10 protein-coding genes are annotated in these 13,860 nt (G+C 70.7%); 7 read left to right on the top strand and 3 right to left on the bottom strand.

The window, feature by feature from the left end; all coding sequences use genetic code 11:
- Positions 1 to 105 precede the first annotated feature (105 nt).
- From IEY55_RS13320 to IEY55_RS13330, 3 genes are all read left to right on the top strand, one after another.
- Positions 106 to 3,507, top strand: a complete 3,402-nt coding sequence (locus tag IEY55_RS13320; protein WP_189057599.1) for a phosphodiester glycosidase family protein — start codon at positions 106 to 108, stop codon at positions 3,505 to 3,507.
- Positions 3,508 to 3,655: 148 nt separating this feature from the next.
- Positions 3,656 to 4,708, top strand: coding sequence for a DUF4192 domain-containing protein (locus IEY55_RS13325; RefSeq protein WP_189057601.1), 1,053 nt, complete (start codon positions 3,656 to 3,658; stop codon positions 4,706 to 4,708).
- Between the two features lie 461 nt (positions 4,709 to 5,169).
- Complete coding sequence (locus IEY55_RS13330; RefSeq protein ID WP_189057603.1) at positions 5,170 to 5,373, top strand: DUF397 domain-containing protein; 204 nt, start codon at positions 5,170 to 5,172, stop codon at positions 5,371 to 5,373.
- Positions 5,374 to 5,443: 70 nt separating this feature from the next.
- On the opposite strand, the gene galE is transcribed toward IEY55_RS13330, so the two are convergent.
- From galE to IEY55_RS13345, 3 genes are all read right to left on the bottom strand, one after another.
- A complete protein-coding gene (gene galE / locus IEY55_RS13335) occupies positions 5,444 to 6,400 on the bottom strand; it encodes a UDP-glucose 4-epimerase GalE (RefSeq protein WP_189057605.1) in 957 nt (318 codons plus the stop codon).
- 86 nt (positions 6,401 to 6,486) lie between these two features.
- A complete protein-coding gene (galK, locus tag IEY55_RS13340; protein WP_189057607.1) occupies positions 6,487 to 7,665 on the bottom strand; it encodes a galactokinase in 1,179 nt (392 codons plus the stop codon).
- Positions 7,662 to 8,357: an iron-dependent transcriptional repressor DtxR gene (locus IEY55_RS13345; protein ID WP_189057609.1), complete on the bottom strand. Its 696-nt coding sequence runs from the start codon at positions 8,355 to 8,357 to the stop codon at positions 7,662 to 7,664. Before IEY55_RS13345 ends, galK begins: the two co-directional genes overlap by 4 nt.
- Positions 8,358 to 8,458: 101 nt before the next feature.
- Between IEY55_RS13345 and IEY55_RS13350 the strand changes: the two genes are divergently transcribed.
- The 4 genes from IEY55_RS13350 to IEY55_RS13365 all read left to right on the top strand — a co-directional run bounded on the left by IEY55_RS13350 (position 8,459) and on the right by IEY55_RS13365 (position 13,765).
- Positions 8,459 to 9,310, top strand: a complete 852-nt coding sequence (locus tag IEY55_RS13350; protein WP_189057611.1) for a sulfurtransferase — start codon at positions 8,459 to 8,461, stop codon at positions 9,308 to 9,310.
- A 96-nt stretch (positions 9,311 to 9,406) separates the two neighbouring features.
- On the top strand, positions 9,407 to 10,582 hold the full coding sequence (locus tag IEY55_RS13355; protein ID WP_189057613.1) for an acetoin utilization protein AcuC: 1,176 nt from the start codon (positions 9,407 to 9,409) through the stop codon (positions 10,580 to 10,582).
- A 167-nt stretch (positions 10,583 to 10,749) separates the two neighbouring features.
- On the top strand, positions 10,750 to 13,356 hold the full coding sequence (locus IEY55_RS13360; RefSeq protein ID WP_229686359.1) for a bifunctional acetate--CoA ligase family protein/GNAT family N-acetyltransferase: 2,607 nt from the start codon (positions 10,750 to 10,752) through the stop codon (positions 13,354 to 13,356).
- 220 nt (positions 13,357 to 13,576) lie between these two features.
- The gene (locus IEY55_RS13365) at positions 13,577 to 13,765 is read left to right on the top strand and encodes a hypothetical protein (protein WP_189057617.1); all 189 of its coding nucleotides are present in this window, start codon (positions 13,577 to 13,579) and stop codon (positions 13,763 to 13,765) included.
- The last annotated feature ends 95 nt before the right edge of the window (positions 13,766 to 13,860 follow it).

Below are 13,860 nucleotides of genomic sequence, written 5' to 3' on the forward strand. Positions count from 1 at the left end.
CGCCACAGCGTTCTCCCGATGCCGACCGGGAGACCTGCTCGGCTGTGCAGGACTCGTCCTCGCTCGCCGAATGTCGGGTGGCTGACCGCTGAGTCCCCTGCTGCAATGGGGTCAGGCCACGCCGAGACCCGGGAGGAACAGGTGCGTGCTCGGTCCGTCTCCGTTCTCCTCGTCCTCGCCGTCGTCGCCTTGCTCGTCACGCCCATGCGTGTGGCTTCCGCCCCGATCCCGCTCGGCCCGCCGCCCGTGGAAAGCCTGCCGGAGGCGTCTCCGGGCGAGAGAGCAACAGTGCTTACCGCCCCCGCTGGTGTGGGCGCTGCGGTCTTCGACGAGGGGTTGGAGACGGCACACGCGGAGTCTCCGGTCGCACCGGGCCTGACGTTGCGGGAGTTCGACCGTTTCGACGCGAGGGGCTGGATTCGTGGCGACGTCCTGATGGTCGATCTCGACCAACCCGCACTGACCACCCGCTACCTCAACCCTGGCGTGGTCGCTGACCGGAAACCGCTCTCTCAGCAGGCGGCCGAAGCTGGAGTGGTTGCGGGTGTCAACGGCGACTTCTTCGACATCTTGGCCACCAGCGCGCCGGAGGGGATTGGCGTGTCGGCCGGCCGAATCCTGCACGGTGCGAGGAGCGGTCACAACACCGTCGTGGCGTTCGACGCCCGCCGGAGAGTTGGTCGCCTCGCCGAAGCCTTCCTCGAAGGAACCATCACTTTACCGGACAACGAGAAGATCGCTGTCAGCAACCTGAACTCGCCCCGCGTGGCCGAGAACGGTGTCGGGATCTACACGCCACTGTGGGGGTCGGCCTCCCGGCGAACGGTTGTTGTCGGGGCTGGGGCGGTCACCGAGGTGGAGGTTCATTCCGGCAAGGTGGAAGCGGTTCGCGACGGACCGCGGGACGGTCCGGTTCCGTTCGGGTCCGTCCTGCTCCTGGCGCGTGATGCGGTCGCTGGCTATCTGTCCGAGCTTCGTCATGGCGACTCGGTAGATGTCCGTTACCGGTTGCGGGCGCGGAACGATATCGACGTCGCCCTGGGCGGCATGCAGGTCCTGGTTCGGGACGGCGAGGTGAACCAGCTCGACGACACAGCGATGCATCCCCGTACTGCGGTCGGATTCTCGGCTGATGGAAGCCGGATGTTCATGGTCACCGTCGACGGTCGGCAACGCGACAGCCGAGGAATGACGCTGTTGGAACTCGCCCGCCTGATGCGATCGCTCGGGGCGGTCAACGCCCTCAACCTCGACGGCGGAGGTTCCTCGACACTGCTCGCCCGTCGAACAGGGGAGAGCGCAGCCGCGGTGCGGAACGCACCATCGGAGGGCGAGGAACGTCCTGTTCCCAATGGGTTGGGTGTTGACACTGCGCTCGGGAGCGGGAAGTTGCTCGGGTTCCGCGTCGCGCCCACAGTGGTGTCGGAACACTCCGACCGAGTGCTGACGGGCCTCACACGACGCCTCACCGCGTACGGACACGACGAGATGGGCGCTCCGGTCGTCTCATCCCCGCATTGGTACGTCGTTCCGAATTCTGGTGGAAAGGCGGTCGCCACGCGGGAGACGGCGGTGTTCCACGCCGAGCAGCACGGCACCGCGAGGGTGCATGTCAAACAGGGCCTCGTCAGTGGTGAGACGGAGCTGGCGGTGCTGGGAACTCTCTCCCGGGCCGAAGCGAGCCCGCAACGTGTCGCACTGTCCGGGCCTGGGGTGACGAGCCGATTCCAGGTTTTCGGCCAGGATTCCGAGGGGTTCGGTACCTGGATCGAACCCACCGACGTGACCTTGGACTACGACGAGACGCTGGTGCGGGTCAGCCCGGATCGGGACGGCTTCGAGGTCGTCGCGCTGAAGGCCACGGGTTCGACCACGGTGACGGTGCGGGTGGGGGACGTGACGTCCCGCCTCGCTATCACGGTGGGGACACGTGACCGGAGCCTATCCACAATGGATGATTTGGAGAGGTGGCAGGTCAGGGTCTATCCCGCTGTTGTGGGTGCTCACGTGTCGTTGGGGCGTGGGCATGACGACGGTAAGGCGCTCGTTCTCGACTACCGGCTCACCGGGACACGTGTCGCACGGGCCGCATACCTGAGCGCGGAGCCGCCAATACCGCTGCCTGCGGGGACTCAACGGGTAGGGCTCTGGGTGAACGGAGACGGGAAGGGCGCTTGGCTCCGGTTGACGATGGTCGACTCGACGAACACGGCCGCCACGGTTGACCTGGCCCGCCACGTTGACTGGACCGGATGGCGTTTCCTCGACGCTGCGGTTCCGTCCGCACTGGTGGGGGCAGTACGACTTGAGCGGCTGTACGTCGTGGAACCCGATGGGAACCGGCAGTACGAAGGTCGGATTGCGCTTGATGAGCTGACCGCGAAAGTGGCGCCGCCAACAGACCTGCCGCCCGCTCCACCGCACCGGGATCCCGCGGTGGTGACTCAGGGGGAGCTGCCGCCGGTGCCCGGCGCGTTGCGGGTCGCAGTGGTGAGCGATGCTCAGTTCACTGCGGACAACCCGCAAGGTCCCCTGGTGCAGCAGGCACGTCGTACCCTGCGCGAAGCGCTGGCGGCCAATCCGGACGTGGTGCTGATCAACGGCGATCTGGTCGATCGCGGAACCAACGCCGATTTCGTGCTTGCGCGACGGATCCTGGACGAGGAGCTCGGCGACCAAGTGCGCTGGTACTACCTGCCCGGCAACCATGAGACGTACGGTCCCGGTGATACGTCGGAGTTTCGCAAGGTGTTCGGCGAGACGTATCGGGTGGTTGACCTGGCTGGCTTCCGGATGGTCCTGCTCGATTCCGCTCTGGGCTCACTCCGTGCCGGAGGGTTCGACCAGATAAGGGAACTGCGAGCGGCATTGCGGGGCGTAGTGGAGAATCCCGCCGTACGGGGCGTGTTGGTCGCAATGCACCATCCGACGCACGACCCTGGACCCACCGGACAGTCCGCGCTGTCGGACAGTAAGGAGGCCAGGCTGGTCGAACGTTGGCTGGCCGAGGTTCGCGCCTCCGGGAAGCCGGCCGTGCTCGCCACCGCCCATGCCGGGCTCTTCCACGCGAGTCGGGTTGATGGCGTCTCCCGTCTTGTGAATGGCAATGCGGGTAAGTCGCCGTCCGTCGCTGCAAACAAAGGCGGCTTCACCGGGTGGACGCTCGTGCGGCTGGATCCTACGACGGGGGTGCGAGCGGAGATGCGGCCGCACGTTGACCAACTCGAGCTCGATGTTCCGGAACGGATGCGGGTGGGTGAGGTGCGTCCGGTGCGGGCCGATGTGGTGCAAGCGGGCCGGAGGGTGCCCGTCGCGTATCCCGTTAATGCGACGTGGAGCGGGTCCCCCGGCCTGCACGTCGGACCTCCGGCTGCGGCGGGGCCGCATCACGTCGCCGCCTTCGACCTGGAGACAGGCCACCTGGTTGCGCTTCGCCCGGGGAAAGCCGAGGTGAGGGTCACCGTCAACGGCGTCCGGCGCTCCGCTCCGGCGACCATCCAGTTCTGAAAGGCAGAGAGACAAATTCTACCAGGATGACAGGAATTCTTGACATGATCACCCATTAGTGAGTCGAGTTATCCACAACCCCCGAACTCCTCCACAGCCCAACAGGTCGCATTGGCCAACCGGCTTGCGGACGCGTCATCGTCGACCCATGACAACGCCCATCAAGCCACACCTTCGACTCAGCGATCTCGGCGACGTGATCGCCGCCGTACCGCACCTCCTCGGGTTCCATCCCGAGGAGTCGGTCGTCCTTGTCACCCTGTCCGGAGAACGACGGTCCCGAATAGGTATGTGCCTGCGGGTCGACCTGCCGCCACCCGAACACCATCAGGACCTGGCCGAGCAACTGCTGAAGCCGACGCTCACCTGCCGTGCCAACGCCGCGATGCTGCTGGTCGTCGGTGGCGGATCGGCCGATCCACCGGTGGACCTGCCCTATCGCGACCTTGTCGCCATCGTCGGCCGCGAGTTCGCCACCGCCGGACTACCGGTGATCCACTCACTGTGGGTCGCCTCGATCAGAAAGGGAGCCCACTGGTGCTGCTACTCCGAGCCGGACTGCGCCGGCGTCCTACCCGACCCGAGGTCCAGCGCGGCCGCGGCCGCGACAGCCGCGGCCGGCTGGGTCACCTTCGCAAACCGGAAGGAGCTTGCCGACCAGCTCGCCCCCGACGAGGACGAGGTACTCGCCCACCGGGCCGCGTTGCTTTCCGAGGCCCTGGAGACGACCGAGCAGGATCGCGCCCTCGCCGGCGGCGCCGCGGCGCGCCGTGACCTGGCGGTGGTGCACCGCGCCCTTCGCTCGATGACCGAGCACGGGCCACCCCTCGACGACGAGGAGATCGTGCGCTTGGGCCTGGCACTGTCCGACTTCCGCGTCCGCGACGTCTGCCTCGGCCTGACCGCAGGTGAGCACGCCCTGGCCGCCGAGCGGCTCTGGACGACACTGGTTCGGGCGCTGCCCGCACCCGAACGCGCCGAGCCGGCAATCCTGCTCGCCTTCACCGCATACCTGCGCGGAGACGGCGCGCTCGCGACCGTGGCGTTGTCGGTGGCCGACGAAGCCCGACCCGGCCATCACCTGGCCCGACTCATGATCCGCGCCCTCCAGGCAGGCATCACACCCGCACGCATGGCCACCCTCGCCCAGGACGCAGCCGCCGAAGCCCGCATCCGTATCGAGGAGGAGCCCACGTGGTGAGCAGCGTAACGAGCCGATCCGCTCGGCACGACGACCGGATGGTCGACTGCAGCGACCATCGCAACGCCAGCCATGACCAGGAAAGCCGAGCCCCGCCCGGACGGATCCGGCCACCACGGCCGTGCCATCCGCCGGGACGACAGCGACAACCGTCGAACCGGTAACCGGAAAGCCCGCGCACCACCTAACAGTGACCCGGGCCGGGCCAGGCTGGGGCGGACAGGGAAAGGGAAGGGGGCGGGGTGGGAGGGGAGGGGGAGGGGAGGCCCCCACCGCCCCCGAAGCTCACAGCTGTGGGACTCCAGAAGAGCCGGCGCACGTGATCTCCCAGGCATACGGGCCCTCCGGGCTGTCGAGCCGCAGCGTCTGCTTCCCGGCCGTGGCGGTGAGGCCGAATCGTTCCCACTTTGGTCGGCCGAGGTCCTCCCACAGCGTGTAGGCGTGTTCGATGTCGGTCCAGAGTGACCGGGGTCCCTCCTTCGGCGACCTGGCGCAAGTCCAGGCGCTCGGCCGGCAACGGCCACTGCGTTGAGGTAGCGGCGATCAAAGAAGCCGCAGCGCTGCGCGACAGTAAGAACCCGAGCGGCCCTGCTCTCGTCGTTGGGGCGGCCGCGTTCGGCGCGTTGATCGGGAGCATCAAGACCGGCCGACTCGACCTGAGCTGACCGGAAAATCACGGTGGGGGCCAGCGACGCTGGCCCCCACCGTCGCGTCTCAGCGCCCCCGCGTGCCGTCTCAGGAGAACTGCGACTGGGTGAAGCCCCAGGCGTCGCGCACGATGTCGGCCAGGTCGGCGCGCTGCGGCTTCCAGCCCAACTCGCTCTGCGCCAGCTCGCTGGAGGCCACCAGCACCGCGGGGTCACCGGCACGACGTGGCGCCACCACCGCCGGGATGGGGTGGCCGGTCACCTCGCGGCAGGTGTCAACGACCTGCCGGACCGAGAAACCGGTGCCGTTACCGAGGTTGTAGATCCGGTGTCGGCCCGCCACGGCCGTCTCCAGGGCGAGCAGGTGTGCCTCGGCCAGATCCAGCACGTGGATGTAGTCGCGGATGCAGGTGCCGTCCTCGGTCGGCCAGTCGTCGCCGTAGATCTGGATCTGCTCCCGCTGGCCCGTGGCGACCTGCAGCACGAGCGGGATGAGGTGCGTCTCGGTGGTGTGCCGTTCCCCAAACCGACCGTAGGCGCCGGCCACGTTGAAGTACCGCAGACTCGTCGCGGCGAGCCCGTAAGCCTCGGCGTAGGAGGTGATCGCCTGATCAATGGCCAGCTTGGTGGCGCCATAGGGGTTGGTGGGCCGCGTGGGTACGGTCTCCCGGATCGGCACCTGGTCCGGCTCCCCGTAAGTGGCCGCGGTGGAGGAGAACACCAGGCGCGGCACACCGGCGTCCCGCATCGCGTCCAGCAGACGCACCGAGGTCACCACGTTGCCGTGCCAGTACTTGCTCGGGTCCTGCACGGACTCACCGACCAGCGACTTCGCCGCGAAGTGCAACACCCCGTCGAAGCCCTCGGCGAGCAACACGCCAGCCTCGCCGACATCGCCCTGTACGAACCGGCAGTCCTCGGGCACCGCGTCCGCGTGGCCGGTGGACAGGTCGTCCAGCACCACCACCTCGTGCCCCGCCGCGAGCAGCCGCGCCGTGCACACGCTGCCGATGTAGCCGGCTCCGCCCGTCACGAGCAGCTTCACGCCATTCCCGCCTTCCTGGTTGCTCTGCTGCCGGTGGGTACCACCCACACCCGCCAGCGGTTGATGACTCGATCGTCGTACCGCGGTCACTCCTCGCGCCCCGCACCCGCAGCGGGCACCACGGTGAACAAGCGAGGCGCACCATAGCCGCGCTCGGCAAAGGCCACAGCCACCGCCCTCTCGACGCTCGCCAGCCCTGCCGTGGGCACCAACGCGATCGCCGAGCCCCCAAAACCACCGCCGGTCATCCGCGCGCCCGCGGCACCGGCCGCGAGCGCGCTGTCCACCGCCAGGTCCAGCTCCGGGCAGGACACCCGGTAGTCGTCGCGGAGACTCGTATGCGAGCCGGTGAGCAGTGGCCCCACCTCGTCCAGCCGGCCGGCCCGCAACGCCGCAACGGTCCGCAACACGCGCTCGTTCTCGGTCACCGCATGCCGGACCAGCGGCCGCAGCTCCGCCGGCAACCGCCCCAACGCCTCGTCGACGCCGGCGGGGTCGATGTCCCGGAGCGCGGGCACCCCGAGCAGCTCGGCCGCGTGTTCACACCCGCGCCGCCGGTCGGCGTAGCCGGACTCGCTGTGCGAGTGGCTGGCCCGGGTGTCGATGACCAGCACCGCCATCTCGTCCGCGGCCACGTCGAAGGGGATCTGCTCGCCACACCCGGAGCGGACGTCGAAGAAGAGCACGTGCGCGGCGGTACAGCACAGCGAGGCCGTCTGGTCGAGCAAACCGGTGGGGGCGCCCACGAAGTCGTTCTCGGAACGCTGTACCCACCGGGCCACCTCGGGCCGGCCCGGTGCGCCCTCGGCGCCCACCTCACGACCCGCGAGTCCGAGCAGGGCGAGCGCCACCGCGCACTGCAGCGCATGGGACGACGAAAGCCCGGCCCCGGCCGGGACATCGCTGGCGATCAGCAGCTCGACGCCGCCCACCGGCACCCCGGCCGTCCGTAGCGCCCACGCGACCCCCATCGGGTAGGCCGCCCACCCCGTCACCCGGCCCGGCCCCAGGTCGGACACGGCGACCGGTTCGGTCCGGTGCAGGCGCCCGTCGTCACCCAGGCTCGCCACCGACAACCGGCCGTCCGAGCGCGGTTCGGCCGCCACCGCGACCCGGTTCGGGAGGGCGAACGGCAGCACGAAGCCGTCGTTGTAGTCGGTGTGCTCACCGATGAGGTTCACCCGGCCGGGGGCGGACCACACGCCGACCGGTGCGTGGCCATGCGCCGCGGCAAAGGCCGCCGCGGCCCGCTGGCCCGGCCTCACCTGGTCAGCACCAGCACCGCGTGCGCGACCTCGGCCGGCAGCTCCACGGTGGTGTCGCCGTTACGCACCGACACCGGTCCGCCCGGGCCACCACCGGCCACCACCTCGACCGACCCGCCCGGCACCACGCCGCCCCGCCGCAGGTCGGACATCAGGTCTGGGTCGGGCTGCACGTGCTCGGCGATGCGGCGGATCTCCACCTTGCCGCCCCCGGCGCGGGCCACCTCGTCCAGCCGGCGCAGCTCCGGCTCGGCGGGCGGCGCCGGCTCGCCCACGCCCAGCTTGTCCAGTCCCGGGATGGGGTTGCCGTACGGCGAGGTGGTCGGGTGGCCGAGCAGCGCGATGAGCTTGCGCTCGACCGCCTCGCTCATCACGTGCTCCCAGCGGCACGCCTCGGCGTGCACGTGCTCCCACTCCAGTCCGATCACGTCCACCAGCAGCCGCTCGGCCAGGCGGTGCTTGCGCATGACCGCGATCGCCCGCGCCCGGCCGGCCTCGGTCAGCTCCAGGTGCCGGTCCTCGCCGACCACGAGCAGCCCGTCCCGCTCCATCCGCGCCACGGTCTGGCTCACCGTCGGGCCGCTCTGCTCCAGCCGCTCGGCGATCCTTGCCCGCAGCGGGACGACGCCCTCTTCCTCCAGCTCGTAGATCGTGCGGAGGTACATCTCGGTGGTGTCGATGAGCTCGTTCACGGCGCCATCCCCTGCCCTTGCCTTGCCTCACCGTCGATGCTAGTCGCCCCCACCGACACCGTGGTCGACCGCCACCGGCCCGAGCGTGCAGGATGGGCATCGTGTCGCCGTTGATCTCCACAGCCGACCTCGCGGACGCGCTGGCGGCCCCGAACCCGCCCGTCGTGCTGGACGTGCGGTGGTCCCTGGCCGGCCCGCCCGGCCGCGAGGACTATGACCGCGGCCACCTGCCCGGCGCGGTCTTCATCGACCTGGACACCGAGCTGGCGGCCCCACCCGGCCCCGCCGGCCGCCACCCGCTGCCCAGCCCCGCCGACCTGGAGCGGGTGCTACGCGCGGCGGGCGTGCGGGCCGGGAGCGCGGTCGTGGTCTACGACGCCAGTGACGGTTCGGTCGCGGCCCGTGCCTGGTGGCTGCTGCTCTGGAGCGGCCACGAGCAGGTGGCGGTCCTGGACGGCGGTTACGCCGCCTGGGTCGCCGAGAACCGCCCGATCAGCACTGCGGCCCCCACCCCGGAACCGGGTGACTTCCTGGTGCGGCCGCGGTCGCGGCCGGTGGTCGACGCCGAGGCCGCGGCCACCCTGGCCCGCACGGGCCTGCTGCTGGACGCCCGCGCGCCCGAGCGGTACCGCGGGGACGTGGAGCCGATCGACCCGCGGGCCGGCCACGTGCCGGGTGCGGTCAACGCACCGTTCTCTGCGCACGTCGACCAGACCGGGCACTGGCGATCCCCGCAGGAACTGCGGCAACGGTTCCGCGAGCTGGGCGTGACCGCGGAGCGGGTGACCGCCGCGTACTGCGGCTCCGGCGTCACCGCCTGTTCGGTACTGCTCGCCCTGGAGGTGGCGGGCCTGTCCGACCGGGAGCGACCCGCCGCGCTCTATGCGGGATCGTGGTCGAACTGGTCCGCAGACCCCTCCCGCCCGGTGGCGACCGGCGACCAACCGGGCTGACCGGCCCCGCAAACGGGAACGTTCCAGCCCGCGAGATCGGCTGCTCTCGACGCCGAAACCGTCCCGTACCCCGCATATCGCGAGTACGTTCACGACATGGGTGCACGGGCGGTCGTCGTGTGGGACGGGTCCTTCCTCGAGTACAAGCTGAGCGAGGACCATCCCCTCAACCCGATCCGGCTCGACCTGACCATCCGGCTGGCCCGCGAGCTGGGCGTGCTGGACGGTGTCGACCTCCTTCCACCCCGGCCGGCCGAGGACGAGGAACTGGAGCGGGTGCACGAGCCCGGCTACCTCGCCGCCGTGCGGGCCGCACCGGCCGCGGACTGGGACGTCGGCCACGGCCTGGGGACCCCGGACAACCCGGTCTTCGACCGCATGCACGAGGCATCCGCCCTGGTCGCCGGTGGCTCGGTGGCGGCGGCCGAGCAGATCCTCAACGGAAGTACTCACCGGGCGGTCAACATCGCCGGCGGCCTGCACCACGCCATGGCAGACCACGCGGCCGGCTTCTGCGTCTACAACGACTGCGCGGTCGCCATCGCCTGGATGCTGGCGCAGGGCGTGGAGCGCATCGCCTACGTCGACGTGGACGTGCACCACGGCGACGGCGTGCAGGCCGCCTTCTACGCCGACCCCCGGGTGCTGACCCTCTCGCTACACCAGAACCCGCTGACGTTGTGGCCGGGCACCGGTTATCCCGAGGAGCTCGGCCTGGACGGCGCCGAGGGCTGCGCCGTCAACCTGGCGCTTCCACCCGGCACCAACGACGAGGAGTGGTTGCGGGCGTTCCACGCCGTGGTGCCGTCGCTGCTCGCCCGGTTCCGGCCGCAGGTCCTGGTCACCCAGTGCGGCGCGGACACCCACCGGGAGGACCCGCTGGCCGAACTGTCCCTGTCGGTGGACGGCCACCGCACCATCTACCGGGCGTTGCGGGATCTCGCCGAGGAACACGCGCAAGGGCGGTGGCTGGCGCTCGGGGGCGGCGGGTACTCGCTGTTCCGGGTCGTGCCCCGCTCCTGGACGCACCTGCTCGCCACCGTGCTCGACCGCGACCTCGACCCGAACACGCCGGTGCCGGCGGGCTGGGTGGCGCGGACCGCACCGATCGTGCCGCACGTGCCGTTGCCGGCCAGCATGACCGACGGGTGCGACCCTGGCTGGGTGCGGTGGGAAGGAGCAGCCGACACACCGGTCGACCGAGCGATCCGGCAGACCAGGCGGGCCGTGTTCCCACTGCACGGCCTCGATCCGGACGACCCGCGCGACTAGCGACCAGGTGGACGGAGTCTGCTGTGGACGGTGTAGGACCCAACGGGGCGGCGGAGGCGCACACCCTCGCCGCGGGTGACGGCCGGACGGATGCCGCGCCCGCCGCATCGAATAAGGCGGAGCCCGGTACCCACGACTACCCCCGGCACTGGGAAGCCGACGTCGTACTGTCCGACGGCGGCACCGTCCACCTGCGCCCCATCACGCCCGGCGACGCCGAACGCCTCATCGCCTTCCACGGCAGGCTCAGCGAACGCACCCGCTACCTGCGTTACTTCGGCCCCTACCCGCGGATGCCGCAGCGCGACGTCCGCCGGTTCACCACGGTCGACTACCGGGACCGGGTCGCGCTGATCGCGTTGCTGGGCGACGACATCGTCGCGGTGGGCCGCTACGACCGGCTGGGCGGCGGCGACTCGGCCGAGGTCGCCTTCGTGGTGGCGGACGCCCACCAGGGCCGCGGCCTGGGCTCGATCCTGCTCGAGCACCTGGCCGCGGCCGCGCGCGAGTGCGGCCTGCGCCGGTTCGTCGCCGAGGTGTTGGCCGAGAACAGCCAGATGGTGCGGGTGTTCCGGGACGCCGGATACCGGGTCAGCCGCGCGTTGGAGGAGGGTGTGCTGCACCTGGAGTTCGCCATCGACCCCACCGAGGAGTCGGTCGCGGTGGCCAGGGCCCGGGAGCAGGCGGCCGAGGCACGCAGCGTGCACAACTTGCTGCATCCCCGTTCGGTTGCGGTGATCGGTGCATCGACCGACGAGTCCAAGATCGGTCACGCGGTGCTGCGCAACCTGCTGGCCGCCAACTTCACCGGCCCGGTCTACCCGGTCAACGCCGAGCACCGCTCGGTGCGCGGGGTGCGCGCCTACCCCTCGGTGCTGGACATCCCGGACGAGGTTGATCTCGCCGTGGTGGCGGTTCCGGCCGCCGGGGTGGACGAGGTGATGGACGCCTGTCTGGCCAAGGGCGTCAAGGCACTCGTCGTGGTGACGTCGGGGTTCGGGGAAAGGGGCCTGGACGGGCTGACGGCGGAGCGTCGCCTCGTGGCGGAGGCCAGGGCGCACGGGATGCGTGTGGTGGGCCCGAACGCGTTGGGCGTGGCCAACACCCACCCGGAGGTGCGGCTCAACGCCACACTGGCGCCGGTGCTGCCTGGCCGCGGCCGGGTCGGTTTCTTCGCGCAGTCCGGTGCCCTGGGCATCGCCATCCTCGCCGCCGCGGCCGAGCGCGGCCTGGGCCTGTCCACCTTCGTCTCCGCCGGCAACCGCGCCGACGTCTCCGGCAACGACCTGCTGCAGTACTGGGAGACCGATCCGGCGACCGATGTGGTCCTGCTCTACCTGGAATCCTTCGGTAACCCGCGCAAGTTCGCCCGGCTCGCCCGCCGGCTGGGCCGCAGCAAGCCGATCGTGGTGGTGAAGTCCGGTCGGCACGCGGTCAGCCCGGCGCTGGCGGCCACCGGCGTGGAGGTCGACGAGGCCAGCGTGCGGGCGTTGTTCGAGCAGGCCGGCGTGATCCGGGTGGAGTCGCTGGCCCAGCTGTTCGACACCGCGCTGCTGCTGGCGCACCAGGCGCTGCCGGCCGGGAACCGGGTGGCGATCGTCGGGAACTCCACGGCGCTGGGGGTGCTGGCGGCGGACGCCGCACTGGCCGGTGGGCTGGAGCTGGCCGCCGACCCGGTCGACGTCGGTTCCTCGGCCCGGCCCGCCGAGTTCGCCGCCGCGGTGCAACGCGCGGCGAGTCAGGACGACGTCGATGCATTGGTCGTCGTGTTCGTGCCGCCCATCGCCGTACCGGGCACGTCCTATGCGCGGGCCCTGCGCGTGGCGTTGCGCGGTTCGGGAAAGCCGGTGGTGTCGACGTTCCTGGCGGCGGAGGGCGTGCCTGCCGAGCTGGCCGTGCCGGGCCCGGACGGCTCACCCGGGCCGGGCTCGATCCCGTCCTATCCCAGCCCGGAGCGGGCCGTGCTCGCCCTCGCGCGGGTGGCCCGCTACGCCCGGTGGCGCTCGTCCCCACAAGGACACTTCGTGCGCCCGGAGCGGGAGATCCGGCCGCAGGCGGCACGCGCACTGGTCACCGACTGGATGTCCGACGGCGAGCGGCGGCTCACCGACGGTGAGGCCGTCGAACTGTTGTCCTGCTACGGAATTGATGTCGTTCCGTTCCGGGTCGTGTCCGATGTGGACGCTGCGCTGGCCGCGGCCGACTCGCTCGGTTACCCGGTGGCCCTGAAGTCGGCGAGCCCACGGCTCCGGCACCGCGGTGACCTGGTGGGGGTGCGGCTCGACCTGGACACCCCCGCGGCGGTGCGCACCGGCTACACCGCACTGCGCGAGGTCTCGGGCATCAACGAGGTGTACGTCCAACGCATGGCACCCAAGGGAGTGTCGTGCGTGATCGGCCTGCAGGACGACCCGTCGTTCGGAACCCTGGTGTCCTTCGGGCTCTCCGGCGTGGCCAGCGACCTGCTCGGCGACCGTGCGTACCGGGCCGTCCCACTGTCAGATGTGGACGTTGCGGCCCTGGTTCGGGCGCCCAAGGCGGCACCGTTGCTCACCGGCTACCGGGGCGCGGAGCCCGCGGACCTGGCGGCCCTGGAGAACCTCGTGCTCAGGGTCGCGACGTTGGCCGAGGATGTGCCGGAGGTCCGTTCGCTGGCGCTGGAGCCGGTGCTCGCCTCGGCCGCCGGCGCCTACGTCGCCAGCGCGCGAATCACCCTTGGTCCACCACCGTCGCGACCCGACACCGGACCCCGTCGGCTACGCCGGTCCTACTGACCGCAGCCGACCCACCGGTGCCGGCTCGCTGAACGTGGTGCTGTCGGAAGCGGATGAGCGCAGTGCGCGAACCGTGACTTTCACCTTGCGTGCAGGCCGGGCAGCCAACCGAGTGGGTCGGTGAGTGGAGGTAACTGGCCAGGGTGGGTTTCGTTGCTTGATGCCGCAGCCATGCGTTGACTTCTAGGCGTTGGTCACACCAACGAACTGGAGGTTCTGGATGGCTCTGCTCGCCCGCGCCGCCAAGGTTGCCGTCGTTGCCTTCGCGGCCGTCGCGTTCCCGCTCGCCGCCGCAACGCCCGCCCAGGCCGACCCGGAGATCATCTACTACTACCCGTACGGAACTTACGCCGTTGCGGTGGTCGACGGCGTGCCCGTCTACTACGCGCCCTACCTGCTGCTGATCTGATTCCCTCTCCGGTGGCCCGTCCGCGTGCCCGACGGGCGGGCCACCGGCCCGGGGACACTGCCGTGGTCCCCTGCGGGGCCGAATCCCCTACCGGG

Source organism: Longimycelium tulufanense (assembly GCF_014645795.1).
Taxonomy (GTDB): Bacteria; Actinomycetota; Actinomycetes; order Mycobacteriales; family Pseudonocardiaceae; genus Longimycelium; species Longimycelium tulufanense.

Bases quoted from the DNA above. Each gene is read 5' to 3' on its own strand.
- IEY55_RS13320 (WP_189057599.1), top strand. From the start codon at position 106: ATGGGGTCAGGCCACGCCGAGACCCGGGAGGAACAGGTGCGTGCTCGG.
- IEY55_RS13325 (WP_189057601.1), top strand. From the start codon at position 3,656: ATGACAACGCCCATCAAGCCACACCTTCGACTCAGCGATCTCGGCGAC.
- IEY55_RS13355 (WP_189057613.1), top strand. From the start codon at position 9,407: ATGGGTGCACGGGCGGTCGTCGTGTGGGACGGGTCCTTCCTCGAGTAC.
- IEY55_RS13365 (WP_189057617.1), top strand. From the start codon at position 13,577: ATGGCTCTGCTCGCCCGCGCCGCCAAGGTTGCCGTCGTTGCCTTCGCG.